Origin of the sequence: Brevundimonas vitisensis (genome assembly GCF_016656965.1) — a bacterium.
In the GTDB taxonomy this organism is placed as follows: domain Bacteria; phylum Pseudomonadota; class Alphaproteobacteria; order Caulobacterales; family Caulobacteraceae; genus Brevundimonas; species Brevundimonas vitisensis.
The window spans coordinates 2,091,771-2,104,470 of sequence record NZ_CP067977.1; the positions used below are offsets into that span (position 1 = coordinate 2,091,771).

Below are 12,700 nucleotides of genomic sequence, written 5' to 3' on the forward strand. Positions count from 1 at the left end.
ATTATAAGTTCAAGTGTCGAAGGTCTGTCTAAACTGCCACTTCGATTAGACAGCCCGCGCCGCCGCCGCCGACAAAATTATGGAAGAGGGATCGTTGATGAATAAGGGAAATCCCACGGTAGACCGCCTAATCCCGGCGTATCCCACCCTTCCAGTTTCTAATGTCCCCTAACATCCGGCCGGGTGGGGCGGACTCAAGCAACCGGACTCAGCCCCCTCACGGCCACGCCTCCGCCACCCCGTCCGGCAGCTCCACCTGCCGCCGCCAATCCTGGCGGAACAGCCGCATCAGCGCCGCGTCCAGCTGGGGCAGGGGCCTCAGCCGCCCCTCGGCGTCCCAGAACGCCTGCGCCCATTCATGGTCCTGCGCCCGCTCGCGGTCCATGGCCGCCACCTCGGGCCCCAGGTGCCGCGCCCGCCAGTCATAGAGGAAGGGCATGTGCCACAGCGGCGCCTCCTCGATCGGCCCGCCCTGCATCACCCGCACCAGGTCCAGCGCCAGCTCGCGCACCGCCTCCCGCTCGGCCTCGAATTCCTCGACCTTGCGCGCGGCATAGCGGTCCCAGCCCTCGACCGGCTCGGGCGGGGCGTCTGCCGGGCGTCTCTGCCACCCCTCCTTGGCCCGCCGCCGCCACAGGTTGTCCAGGCCGACGTCATAGCGCCGCGCGACAGAGGCCGCCGTCTCCCCCGCCTCCCACGCCCGCCGCACCTCTTCCCAGATGTGGCCCGACCGAATTTTCTGGGGCGCGCGCGGGCTCATGGGACGAAGGGATCCCGGACAGCGGCGTCAGGCGCGGACACAGGGCCCCGCCGCGTCACAGCTTCACCCGCTTCAGGGCCCGGATTCCCCACTCGATCCTGGCCCGCGCCCGGCGCTGCGCTGCCGATCCCTCGGGCAGGTGCCACGCCGCCGCCAGTGCCTCGGCCAGGCCGATGATCGCCTCCGCATGGCGCGACGCCCGCTCGACCCGCCGCGCCCCCCTCGCCGCCGCCCGCCGCTCCGCCACTGTCAGCGTCTTGACCGCCTCTGCCATCCGATCCTCCCTTGATCCGAAGGCCAGACCCTGCCCGACGCTTCCGTCAGGATCGGACGTGGGGGGGGTGATCAGGCCCGTCGACCCTCTCCCGTTGGGAGAGGGATCAGGTCCGCCGATACGTCCCGCGCCCGTTGAACGCCAACCAGCCCGGTCGCGCAGCACCTGAAGCTGCTGCCTGATCTTGGGGCGGACATTGTTGTTCCCAGGATAGAGCGCCGAGAGCGTCGCCTCATGGGCATAGACGTCGTCGAGGGCCAACTCTGGCCGCCTGACCGCCTCCACCGCCCGCATGACGCCCAGCAGCCAGCCGCGCGCATTCAGGCTGGCGTCCTTCAAGAACAGGGTGGAGCGCCAGCGGTCCACCACTTCGGCGCGGGGCGAAACCACGCCGCTGATGATCAGGGGGATGCGTCCAGACAACGGCACGTCGCCGATCAGGATGTTGCAGCCCTGCCATCCGGCGCGGCGGGCGTTCGGGCCGAGTGGCTTTCGCGGTTCGATCAGGTCGACGGTGAAGAAGTAACGGGGCACGACGATCAGGTCGGTGACGCGGGTGCGGCCCGGATCGTAGCTCATGACCATCAGGCTTGGGTTGTTCCGCGCCTTCAGCCGCGCGGTCATCGTGCCATATGCACCGTCCATGATCCGCCGCTTGATCGGCCCGCGTTGAGCCTTGAGCTCATATTCTTCGGCGCAGACGGAGCAGTGAAAGTCCGCCACGGGCGAGTTGGCCTTGAAGGCGGACAGAGGCTCCGCGCCGCAGGAGGGACAGAAGCCGTGCATCGCCATCCAGCCCTCGGACAAGACGCGGACGTTCTGCGGTGCGCTGGCGAAGACGGCAGTGTCCTCGGCGAAGCCGAGATTGCGGAAGGGTTCGTCGTCGGCGGCCATGCCGCAGCATGGCGGCAGCTTGGCTAATTAGCCCTTACCGCGTGTGTAGTCGCTAATGACATCGAGCGCGGTAAGACCGTCCCCGCCTCTCTCAACCCGGGTGTCGAAGCGGGTCATCGCCATAGGTCCACTCAGTCCTCCATTTCGCATCAGCACCTTGCACGAGAACTTGGGAAGGCTGGCCCGCTTTCCACCATCCCAACGCGTGCCCACGAGCAGCTTGGATCGCAGCGGCCTGAGTCAAATGGCTGCTGACCAGCCCCCCTTCGCACCTGACACCCCACTGCGTGCCGTTCACCACAACGTAAAAAATCTTCCTGGCCATATCGCAAAAAATCTCCGTCCAGCCGTAGGAGATAACCCGACATTAGGTTACCCCTCCGATGGTGACACACAGGTGGACACCAGAGTGGACATTTTCAATGGCGAAATCGAAGAACCCCGGAACTACCGAACCTACATCGCTCAAGATTCGGTCAAACGGTGAGTCATACCTTCGGACGCATCCGTGGCTTGTCTTTGGCCTTCCGGATACCCGGGAATGGCCAGCGCGCCTTTGGCTGGCCTTGGGGGAAGCAAGTTCCAAATGCCATCACCTAGCGGGCGTGCCGCTAATGCCCGAGTTTGCAAAGAACCTGCATCGCGTTTTCCTAGCCAAAGGCGTTCACGCTACGGCAGCGATCGAGGGTAACACGCTCACCGAGGCGCAGGTTTTGCGAATCGTCGAAGGCGAGCGCACGACGCCGCTATCACAAAAGTATCTTGAACAGGAGATTACAAATGTCCTCGGCGTGGCCAACAGTATTGTTGAAGAGATCGAAATAAACGGTCGTCAACCGCTGACTGTACAAGATATAAAAGACTATAATGCGGATATTTTGTATGGTCTCGAATTAGAAGATCACGTTGACCCTGGCAAATTTAGAACATGCTCGGTTGGAGTGTTCGACTATAAAGCGCCAGATTGGGAAGACTGTGACTCGCTCATGGAAAGACTCTGTGACTGGCTAAACACCGGATTCGAACCCCCTGAAGCCGAAGATGCTATCGTCTACGGAATCATAAAGTCCGTGATTGCGCACGTCTATCTCGCGTGGATTCACCCATTTGGAGACGGAAACGGTCGGACGGCCAGGATGTTAGAGGTTCGCTTCCTGATGGAGGCGGGCGTGGCTTCTTCCGCCGTTCACCTTCTTAGTAATCACTACAACAAGACCCGAGGTGACTACTACAGGCGGCTTTCCGACGCCTCGAAGAAGGACGATCTGGTCGGCTTTCTCTCTTACGCGACACGAGGCTTTGTTGATCAACTAAGGATGCAAATCCTGTACGTAAAGAGACAGCAATGGCACGTTGCGTGGGTCTCTTATGTCCATGAATATTTCGGCACGGAGAAAACTATTGCCGATAAACGCCAGATTTGCTTACTTCTCGCGCTGTCGCAAAATCGAGGCTATACACCGGTTCAAAAACTAAGGCACATGTCTCCCGTTTTGGCCGAAATGTATGCAAATAAAACCGCCAAAACGATATCGAGAGATCTAAACTCACTTCTTTCCGCTGAATTAATTGAGCGCACTAAAGCTGGCGTGAGAGCAAGAACGGAAATAATACTTGCGTTCCTGCCCAAACAAAAGCTGGACACAGATTTTATCGGCGTCGATTATGACGATTTGCTTAAGCAAAGGCTTGAAGAACTTGATCGCGATCTGCTGCCATTTGGCCGCGCGATAAGCGATGCGTGATGCCCCCTATCGCCCCTTACGGAACGCCTCCGCCTTCTCCACCTGAGCCTCCTTGCGCCAGCGCTTCGGGGCGGTCTTGTCGACCTCTTCGCCGGCGGCGGTCAGGACTTCGTTGGCGAATTCCAGGTCGAGCAGTTTCAGCTTCTTGATCTCGTCGCGCAGGCGGCCGGCTTCCTCGAATTCCAGGTTGGAGGCGGCCTCGCGCATCTTGGCTTCCATGTCCTTGAGCGTGGCCTGGAAATTGTTGCCGATGAAGGGTTTGGCGTCTTCGCGCACCCCGGCGGTGGGGATCAGGACGCGGTCCTTCTCATAGGGGCTGTCGAGGATTTCCTTGATGTCGCGCTTGACGCTTTCGGGGGTGATGCCGTGTTCGGCGTTATAGGCCTCCTGCCGTTCGCGGCGGCGGTTGGTCTCGGCGATGGCGCGCTCCATCGAGCCGGTCATGCGGTCGGCGTAAAGGATGACGCGGCCGTCGACGTTGCGGGCGGCGCGGCCGATGGTCTGGATCAATGAAGTCTCGGAGCGCAGGAAGCCCTCCTTGTCCGCATCCAGAATGGCGACCAGGCCGCATTCGGGGATGTCCAGCCCCTCGCGCAGCAGGTTGATGCCGATCAGCACGTCGAAGGTGCCCAGGCGCAGGTCGCGGATGATCTCGATCCGCTCCATGGTATCGACGTCACTGTGCATATAGCGGACGCGGACCCCCTGTTCGTGCATGTATTCGGTCAGGTCCTCGGCCATCTTCTTGGTCAGGACGGTGACCAGGCTGCGATAGCCGTTGCGGGCCACGGCCTTGACCTCGTCGATGACGTCGTCGACCTGGTTGCGGGTCTTGCCGGAGACGGGGCGGATGTCGACGGGCGGGTCGATCAGGCCGGTGGGGCGGATCACCTGCTCCACGAAGACGCCGCCGGTGCGCTCCATCTCCCACGGCCCGGGGGTGGCGCTGACGTGCACCGTCTGGGGGCGCATGGCGTCCCACTCGTCGAACTTCAGCGGGCGGTTGTCGATGCAGGAGGGCAGGCGGAAGCCGTATTCGGCCAGGGTCGACTTGCGGCGGTAATCCCCCCGGAACATGGCGCTGATCTGGCCGATGGTGACGTGGCTTTCGTCCACGAACAGCAGGGCGTTGTCGGGGATGTATTCGAAGAAGGTGGGCGGGGGCTCTCCGGGCGCGCGGCCGGTCAGCCAGCGGGAATAGTTCTCGATCCCGGCGCAGGAGCCGGTGGCCTCCATCATCTCCAGGTCGAAGCGGACGCGCTGTTCCAGCCGCTGGGCCTCCAGCAGCTTGCCGTTCTCGACCATCCAGTCGAGCGTCTCCTTCAGCTCCGCCCGGATGCCGCCCAGGGCCTGGTTCAGCGTCGGGCGCGGGGTGACATAGTGGCTGGCGGCATAGACGGTGACCTCCTCCAGATCGGCGGTCTTCTTGCCGGTCAGGGGGTCGAACTCCTGGATGCTCTCGATCTCGTCGCCGAACAGGCTGATGCGCCAGGCGCGATCCTCCTGGTGGACCGGGAAGATCTCGACGGTGTCGCCGCGCTTCCTGAACATGCCGCGCTCGAAATTGAGGTCGTTGCGCTTATACTGCAGCGCGATCAGATCGGCCCTCAGCTTCGCCTCATCGATCTGCGCCCCGACCTTCAGGTCGAACGTCATGGCCGTATAGGTCTCGACCGAGCCAATGCCGTAGATACAGCTGACCGACGCCACAACAATGACGTCATCGCGTTCCAGTATAGAGCGCGTCGCCGAATGCCGCATCCGGTCGATCTGCTCGTTTATGCTGGAGTCCTTCTCGATATAGGTGTCAGTACGAGGAACATAGGCTTCGGGCTGATAGTAGTCGTAATAGGATACGAAATATTCGACGGCATTGTCAGGGAAGAAGGCCTTGAACTCGCTGTACAGCTGCGCCGCCAGGGTCTTGTTGTGGGCCAGGATCAGGGCGGGACGCTGCGTGGCCTCAATGACCTTGGCCATGGTGAAGGTCTTGCCGGAGCCGGTGACGCCCAGCAGCACCTGATCGCGCTCCGACCCCTCCAGCCCCTCGACGATCTCGGCGATGGCCGAGGGCTGGTCCCCGGCCGGCGTGTAGTTGGTGACCAGACGGAAGGGCTGCTGCTGGCGGCCTTTCAGCGACTTGGCGGGGCGGTCGGGACGGTGCGGAGCCCAGTCGTCCGGCTTGCCGGGGGCCTCCTCCGGCGTCAGGCGCGGGCCGGAAACGGGCGCGAACATTGGCATGTTGCGCATGGCCTGCGGCATGGGCGCCGCATCGTCGCGCAGAAAGGCGGCCGGAGCCTCTGCCATGCCCGCCTGCGGCACATGGACGGGCTTCTTGGTGCGGGGGGCCGACCCCTTGGGCGTCGAGGAACGGTTCATGAACACAACTTAGGATGCGGCAGGCCGGATCGCCAGAGGTCGGGGGTGCCGGTGGCTTGACGAATCAGCGCTGGGGGCCTGCCTTTGGTCATGCTCAACTTCCGGACAGGCGCATATGCGGTGGCGATGGGGGCGTGTCTCGTCCTGATGTCCTGCGCGCCCCGGAGCAGCGAGCGGCCGTATACGCCCGGCGACGGCCCGCCGCGGCCCGCTCCCGCAGCCGCCGCTCCTGCCGATGCCGGCCTGATCGATGCGCCGATCGATGGCCAGACGCGGTCGCGGATCGCGCGGGCCGCCGGGGCAGGTGTCGCGGCCTGCGCGGCCAGCCTGGGCGCGGCGAGGGTGACTTTCGATCCCGTGCCCGACCGCGTGGATTCGGCGACCTGCGGGCTCAGCCAAGCGGGCGTGCTGGCGGTGGACCTGGGCACGGTAGCACGGCTGGCTCCGGCCGCCCCGACCATGACGTGCGAGACGGCCCTGGCGTTCAGCGTCTGGCGCAGACAGTCGGTGGAGCCGGCGGCGCGTGAAATCTTCGGCCAGGATGTGGTCCAGATCGACCATTTCGGCACCTATGCGTGTCGCAGCGTCAGCAACCGGCCAGGGGCCCGGCCCAGCGCTCATTCCCTGGCCGCCGCCATCGACTTCGGCGGGGTGCGCCTGCGGGACGGGCGGCGGATCACCGTCGCGGCCGACTGGCGCGGCGACACGGATGAGGCGCGGTTCCTGCGCCGCATCCGCGACGATGCCTGCCGTATCTTCGGCACGGTGCTCAGCCCCGACTATGACGCGCCGCACCAGGATCACCTGCACCTGGAACCGGGGGCCCGACCCTTCTGCCGCTGAGGTGCCAGGTCCGATCAAGGTTCGCTGATGAGGATTTCGCAGGATGTCGGCCCGGTCGCGGACTGCTAGCGTGCGGCCATGACCGATACGCCCTCCACCTCGCCCTCGCCTCACCGGTCCAGGCTGCCGTCGCTCAGTCTGATGGTGCTGGCGGCCTTGGCGACGGGACTGGTGGCGGGGGCCTGGGCTCAGACAGCCGGTCTGCCGGGCGGGACGGCAACCGCCGATATGGTCGCAGCCCTGGGGCAGTTGTGGCTGAATGCTCTGCGAATGACGATCGTGCCGCTGGTCTTTTCGCTTCTGGTGGTCGGCATTGCCTCGATCGCAGACGCGGCGCGAACGGGGCGAACGGCGGCCCGGGCCGTGGCGATCTTTGCGGTGCTGATCGTGGGAGCCACCCTTTATGCCATCGGCGCCGCCTATAGCCTGCTGGCCCTGTGGCCGATCGATCCGGCTGGCGGTGCCGCCCTGGTGGCCGGAGCGCCGCCCGCGCCTGAGGGCATCGGCCAGACGGCACCCTTCTCGGCCTTCGTCCAGACCATCGCCCCGGCCAATCCGATCCGGGCGGCGGCCGAGGATGCGATCCTGGGGCTGGTGGTGTTTGCCGTCTTCTTTGGTTTTGCGGCCTCGCGCCTGCCCGAGCGTCTCCGGGTGCCTCTGGTCACGCTGTTCGAAGCGGTGGCCGAGACCATGATCGTGATCGTGCGCTGGGTCTTGGCCGCCGCGCCCTTGGGGGTATTCGCCCTGTCCCTGGGGGTTGGACTGTCAGCGGGGATCGGCGCGGCGGGAACCCTGGTCCACTATGTGGCCGTCATCTCTTTGTCCTGCCTGGGCATCACCCTGCTGATGTATCCTCTGGTCGCCCTGTTCGGTCGGGTCAGTCTGTTCCGCTTTGCGCGGGCAGCGGCTCCGGCCCAGGTGGTGGCCTTCTCGACCCAGTCGTCCCTGGCCAGTCTGCCGGTGATGGTCGAGCGGGCGGTCGATGCCTTGGGTATCAGCCGAGCCGGTGCCGGTCTGGTTCTGCCGCTGGCGGTGGCGGTCTTCCGCATTACCAGTCCGGTGGCCAATCTGGGGGTGGCGGTCTACGTCGCCCACCTGTTCGGACTGGAGCCGTCGGCAGGCCAGCTGATTGCGGCGGGACTGGCCGCCATACTGGTGTCGATCGGCACGGTTGGCCTGCCCGGACAGGTGTCCTTCTTCGCCTCCATCGCCCCAATCTGCATCGCGATGGGCGTGCCGCTGGAGGTTCTGCCTCTGTTGCTGGCGGTAGAGGTCATTCCGGACATTTTTCGCACCGTCGGCAATGTGACCGCCGACCTGGCCGTGACGCGCCTGGTCGAGAGACCGGAAGCCGAGCCTCGCTAAGCTGTCAGATTGACTCTGTCGCACAGTGTGCGGCATACACTGTGTGTCACACACTATGTGGCGGACAGGGCGTGCAATGGCTTTGGATCCGGAACAGTTCGATTCCATGCGGCTGGAGCTGCGGCGTGGGTCTCTGGTCCTGGCTGTCCTGGCCCGGCTGAGAGAGGAACGCTACGGCTATACCCTGCGTCAGGCCTTGGCCGCTGACGGGCTGGAGATGGAGGAATCAACCCTCTATCCGCTGCTGCGTCGACTAGAGAGCCAGGGCCTGCTGATCAGCGAATGGCGCGAGGAAGAGAAGCGCAGGAAGCGCTTCTACCGCCTGTCGCCGGGCGGGGTCGCCATGCTGGCCGAACTGACCGCCGAATGGCGCGGCATCAATGCGTCGCTTGAGAAGATTTTGTGACCGATCAACGGGTTGGGGGACCGACATGACCATGCTCGACACCTATCTGGATGCTGTGGCGGCGCAGCTGCCGCGCGATACCCGCGACGACATCGTCGCCGAACTGCGCGACACATTGCTGAACCGCTTCGAGGAGCGAGAGGCCGAACTGGGCCGCGCGCTGAGCGATGACGAACGCGAAGACATCCTGCGAGCCATGGGTCATCCGTTGGTCGTGGCGGCCCGCTATGGCAGGGGGCCGCAGAGCCTGATCGGGCCAGAGCTGTTTCCCTATTGGCTGTTTGCGGTGAAGGCGGGTCTGTTCATCCTGCTGGCGGTGCAGGCGCTGGGTCTGGTCATTCACCTCGTGTCGGGCACGCCGAATTTCGGCCAGTCGATCTCCCAGGCCTTCCACGGCTTCTTCGGCAGCGCCCTGACCCTGATCGGCGTGGCCACGGTCGCCGGTGCCGTTCTGGACTGGCAGAACATTCGCCCCGACTTCCTGACGAAGTGGAAGGTGAAGGATCTGGCCGCGCTGCGTCTCAGCGACCCGGCCAACTGGGCGACGGGCATGGCGGGGGCCGATCTGAATGCAAAGCCCTCGGCCTACAGGCCCCGCCCGGCTCCCAAGCCCATGCCGGGGGCCGACGCCCTGTGGGGCGTGATCGCCGGGATCGTGTTCGTGCTGTGGTGGATCGGTGCGCTCCGGGGAGTGGGCATGACGGCCGTATCCTTCGGACGCGAAGACATGGTGTTTCAGCCTGCGCCCATCTGGGCCGCCCTGTTCACGCCGATCCTGGCCTATGCCTTGTCGGGCGTCGCGGTCGATCTGCTGACCGTGGTGCGTCCGAGTGCGATCAAGCTGCGGGCTCTGTTCCGAATCCCGTTGGCGGCGGCAGGGCTGTGGCTGGCTTCCGTCCTTTACCAGGCCGGAACCTGGTTCACGCTCAGCCAGGATGGCGTGACTGCTCTGGTCGGTCCGGCGGGACGGTATCTGGCCCCGGATGCCTGGCCGCGCATGGCCGCCGCCGGAAAAGACATCGACGGTGCCGGTCTGATCTTGAGCACCATCCTCACCTGGGTGCTGGCCATCATCGCCGTCAGTCTTGTCTGTTCGATCCTGCTCAATCTGTGGCGGCTGGTTCGACCCGCCCGAGACAGGGTTTGAGATCGATGTCCGAAAACCGCGAGACTTGAGGGGCGGCCGGGCGCATCCTGTCTCGCATGGAGATCGCACCGCCCCCTCTGGACCAGGATGCCTGCTATCGGGCGGTGCTGACGCGCGATGCCCGTTTCGACGGGCGGTTCTTCGGGTGTGTGAAGACCACGGGCATCTATTGCCGTCCCGTCTGTCCGGCGCGGACCCCGCTGCGGCAAAACATGATCTTCGTGGTGACTGCGGCGGCGGCAGAGGAGGCAGGCTTTCGGGCCTGTCTTCGCTGTCGGCCAGAAACCGCCCCGGACATGGGAGCCTGGCGCGGCACGTCCAACAGCGTCAGTCGGGCCCTTGCCCTGATCGAGGCGGGGGCGCTGGACGGAGGGGCGGGCGGTGAGGGGACGACCGAGGCCCTGGCCGAACGTCTGGGCATGGGGGACCGCCACCTGCGCCGCCTGTTTCGCCAGCATCTGGGGGCCGCTCCGGTCAGTGTGGCCCAGACCCGGCGTGTGCTGCTGGCCAAGACCCTGCTGCATCAGACAGGTCTGTCGATGGCCGAGGTGGCCCTGGCCTCCGGCTTCGGCAGCGTGCGGCGGTTCAATGAGACGTTCCAGGCCCTCTATGGTCGACCGCCCTCGTCCCTGAGGCGAGGCCGCGAACGTCCTGGATCGACGCCCGGCATCGCCCTCAGCCTGCCCTATCGTCCACCTTATGATTGGGATGACATGATCGGCGCGCTCGCGGCGCGTGGCGACGCTGTGGAGGCGGGGCGATGGTCGCGTGTCCTCTCGCCCGAGATCGATGGGACAGACGGCCGGGTCGGCGTCGAGCACCGCATCGGCGGGCGGCTTGATCTCCATGTCGAGGCCGCCGACTTGAAGGCACTGCCAGGCATACTGGCCCGGGTGCGCAGGGTTTTCGATCTTTCAGCGGACCCGGTGGCGATCGAGCGCGATCTGTCCGCTGACCCTCTGCTGGCGCCGCTTGTGGCCGCCCGGCCGGGCATGAGGCTGCCGGGAAGCTGGACCGACCGCCCTGGCGACGCGCCGAACGATCGGTTGCTCGACGAGGCCCTGACCCTGCGTGCCGAGGCCTGGCGGCCATGGCGGGCCTATGCGGAACGGCACCTGCGCCTGGGCGGCGTCATCACCAAGGAGGACCACCATGTCCGCTGTGCAGCCTGACACCCTGATGCTCACGCTCGACCGTATCGCGTCGCCTGTGGGGGAGGTGTTGCTGGTCACGGACGTGGACGGCGCGGTCCGGGCCCTCGATTTTGCCGACTATGAGCCGCGCATGATGCGTCTGCTGGGGCGGCACGCGCCCGGGGCCGTCCTGGTGGCGGGCCGGGCTCCGGAGAGTCTTCGGGCGGCGATACAGGCCTACTTCGGCGGGGATGTGCGGGCGCTCGACGCGGTGGGGGTAAAGACCGCCGGCACCGCCTTTCAGCGCGCGGTCTGGGCTGCGCTGCGTGCCATTCCGGCCGGCCAGACCCGCAGCTACAGCCAGTTGGCCGCGGCGATCGGTGCGCCCAGGGCTGTGCGGGCCGCCGGTCTGGCCAATGGCCAGAACCCCATTGCGTTGATCGTCCCCTGCCACCGGGTGATCGGCACGAACGGCACCCTGACCGGCTATGCCGGCGGCATCGAGCGCAAGAGCTGGCTGCTGCGGCATGAGGGCGTCATCCTCTAGTGTGCCCTTGCAATCCGTGCTGATCGGCCTAGATTGCGCCTGCTTATGCTGAATGTGAGCATAAGGGTATGGAGGCGACGATGGCAGACGGTGCAGCGATGGCGCGGTGGACCACGGTCCAGGATGTGACCGACCATGTCTGGCCCAAGGTGCGCGACCATGTCACCCCGATGGAATGGCCGGTCCAGGCCGAGCTGATCGCCGAGATCAATCGGCTGAAGGCCGATCGCGACGCCGTCATCCTGGCCCACAACTATATGACGCCCGACATCTTCCACGGGGTAGGGGACTATGTCGGCGACAGCCTGGGCCTGGCCAAGGAAGCCGCCCGGTCCGATGCCAAGGTGATTGTCCAGGCCGGCGTCCACTTCATGGCCGAGACGTCCAAGATCCTGTCGCCCGACAAGACGGTGCTGATCCCCGACCTGCGGGCCGGCTGTTCGCTCGCGGCCTCGATCACCGGGGCCGATGTGCGGCTGATCAAGGCGCGCTATCCGGGTCTGCCGGTCGTGACCTATGTGAACACCACCGCCGATGTGAAGGCCGAGACCGACATCTGCTGCACCAGCGCCAATGCGGTCCAGGTCGTCGAATGGGCGGCAAAGGAATGGGGCGTCGATCGTGTCATCCTGATCCCCGATGAGTTCCTGGCGCGCAATGTTGCGGCCCAGACCACCGTCGGCATCATCGCCTGGAAGGGCCGGTGCGAGGTGCACGAGCGCTTCACCGCCGCCGACATCGCCGACATGCGCGCCGCCTATCCGGGTGCCGAAATCCTGGCCCATCCGGAATGTCCCGAGGATGTGCTGGCCGCCTCCGATTTCGCAGGCTCCACAGCGGCGATGACGGACTATGTCGCAGGGCGAAAACCCAAGCAGGTCGTCCTGATCACCGAATGTTCGATGGCCTCCAATGTCGCCGGCGACGTACCCGGCGTGCAGTTCATCGGCCCGTGCAACCTGTGTCCGCACATGAAGCGGATTACCCTCGAAAACATCCGCGATTGCCTGATCAACATGCAGTTCGAGGTGACCGTGCCCGAGGATATGGCTGAGCGTGCGCGCCTGGCCGTGCAGCGGATGGTCGATCTGCCGCCGCCCGCGATCCCGGCCCGCTATGACCTCTTCAAGGCGCGTCACCATGTGGCGGTGGAGCTGATCTGATGCACTATGTCGCTCCCGTTCACGCCTCGGTTCAGGTTGATCGC

12 protein-coding genes are annotated in these 12,700 nt (G+C 65.1%); 8 read left to right on the top strand and 4 right to left on the bottom strand.

Translation table 11 applies throughout. The features are described from left to right. Positions 1–217: 217 nt before the first annotated feature. The 3 genes from JIP62_RS10625 to JIP62_RS10635 form a co-directional block, all read right to left on the bottom strand. The gene (locus JIP62_RS10625) at positions 218–760 is read right to left on the bottom strand and encodes a hypothetical protein (protein ID WP_201102163.1); all 543 of its coding nucleotides are present in this window, start codon (positions 758–760) and stop codon (positions 218–220) included. Between the two features lie 55 nt (positions 761–815). Beyond that, complete coding sequence (locus JIP62_RS10630) at positions 816–1,928, bottom strand: DpnI domain-containing protein (RefSeq protein WP_201102164.1); 1,113 nt, start codon at positions 1,926–1,928, stop codon at positions 816–818. Between the two features lie 91 nt (positions 1,929–2,019). Further along, a complete protein-coding gene (locus JIP62_RS10635; protein WP_201102165.1) occupies positions 2,020–2,253 on the bottom strand; it encodes a DUF2188 domain-containing protein in 234 nt (77 codons plus the stop codon). A gap of 97 nt (positions 2,254–2,350) precedes the next feature. Between JIP62_RS10635 and JIP62_RS10640 the strand changes: the two genes are divergently transcribed. Next, positions 2,351–3,673, top strand: a complete 1,323-nt coding sequence (locus JIP62_RS10640) for a Fic family protein (RefSeq protein WP_201102166.1) — start codon at positions 2,351–2,353, stop codon at positions 3,671–3,673. A 6-nt stretch (positions 3,674–3,679) separates the two neighbouring features. Here the strand turns inward: JIP62_RS10640 and uvrB are convergent, their stop codons facing one another. Beyond that, positions 3,680–6,052 (bottom strand): excinuclease ABC subunit UvrB, encoded by a 2,373-nt coding sequence (gene uvrB / locus JIP62_RS10645; protein WP_201102167.1) that lies wholly within the window; start codon positions 6,050–6,052, stop codon positions 3,680–3,682. 147 nt (positions 6,053–6,199) lie between these two features. Between uvrB and JIP62_RS10650 the strand changes: the two genes are divergently transcribed. From JIP62_RS10650 to nadA, 7 genes are all read left to right on the top strand, one after another. After that, a complete protein-coding gene (locus tag JIP62_RS10650; RefSeq protein WP_230974729.1) occupies positions 6,200–6,895 on the top strand; it encodes an extensin family protein in 696 nt (231 codons plus the stop codon). 78 nt (positions 6,896–6,973) lie between these two features. Further along, positions 6,974–8,260 (top strand): dicarboxylate/amino acid:cation symporter, encoded by a 1,287-nt coding sequence (locus JIP62_RS10655; RefSeq protein ID WP_230974730.1) that lies wholly within the window; start codon positions 6,974–6,976, stop codon positions 8,258–8,260. A 76-nt stretch (positions 8,261–8,336) separates the two neighbouring features. Beyond that, complete coding sequence (locus JIP62_RS10660; protein WP_201102168.1) at positions 8,337–8,666, top strand: PadR family transcriptional regulator; 330 nt, start codon at positions 8,337–8,339, stop codon at positions 8,664–8,666. Positions 8,667–8,691: 25 nt separating this feature from the next. Further along, entirely contained in the window at positions 8,692–9,813 is a 1,122-nt protein-coding gene (locus JIP62_RS10665) for an HAAS signaling domain-containing protein (RefSeq protein ID WP_201102169.1), read from the top strand. 56 nt (positions 9,814–9,869) lie between these two features. Further along, positions 9,870–10,985, top strand: a complete 1,116-nt coding sequence (locus JIP62_RS10670; RefSeq protein WP_201102170.1) for a bifunctional transcriptional activator/DNA repair enzyme AdaA — start codon at positions 9,870–9,872, stop codon at positions 10,983–10,985. Further along, a complete protein-coding gene (locus JIP62_RS10675) occupies positions 10,966–11,493 on the top strand; it encodes a methylated-DNA--[protein]-cysteine S-methyltransferase (RefSeq protein WP_230974731.1) in 528 nt (175 codons plus the stop codon). The genes JIP62_RS10670 and JIP62_RS10675 overlap by 20 nt, the downstream gene beginning before the upstream one ends. 80 nt (positions 11,494–11,573) lie before the next feature. Next, positions 11,574–12,656, top strand: coding sequence for a quinolinate synthase NadA (gene nadA / locus JIP62_RS10680; protein ID WP_230974732.1), 1,083 nt, complete (start codon positions 11,574–11,576; stop codon positions 12,654–12,656). The last annotated feature ends 44 nt before the right edge of the window (positions 12,657–12,700 follow it).